The organism is Microbacterium umsixpiens (assembly GCF_053543675.1).
On record NZ_JBLVOH010000097.1, the window covers coordinates 49,541 to 50,022 of the forward strand.

A 482-nucleotide genomic window follows, 5' to 3' on the forward strand; every position below is an offset into this window, starting at 1 on the left:
ACCGCGATCAGAGCGGTCGCGACGGATGTGCCGAGTACCAGGAGCATCAGGACACCGACCAGGCCGCTCAGTGCTCCCGCGACGAGGCGGGGTAGCGAACCGGTGGCCCGCGGCGCGGGCTGCGACTCGAACCGGGTGAAGGCCACGGCGACGAGTGCGGTCAGTGCGAGTGCGGTCGCGAGCCAGAGCGGTCGGGCGGCCCACCAGTCCGCGCTGTCGAGCGCCGGGAGCGCGACGCCCGTGACGAGGGCGTACACGGCGCTGGCGCCGGCCATCACCAGCAGGACGGGCATGTGCCACAGGTAGATCGTCATGGTGCGCACGGTCACGAACGCCGTGAACGCCGCCACGCGCGGCCGATGGCTGAACCGCTCGATGCGTTCGCGATGCAGGGAGAGGAGGCTGGTGTGTGCGACGCCGACGAGGAGCAGGGCCGCAGTCGGCGGGTTGATGTTGGCGATGAGGTCGGGGGAGTACACACC

General features: G+C 71.0%; 1 pseudogene. It reads right to left on the reverse strand.

The features are described 5' to 3' along the window. A pseudogene (locus ACNPM4_RS10050) lies at positions 1-482 on the reverse strand (acyltransferase family protein); the annotation flags it as partial.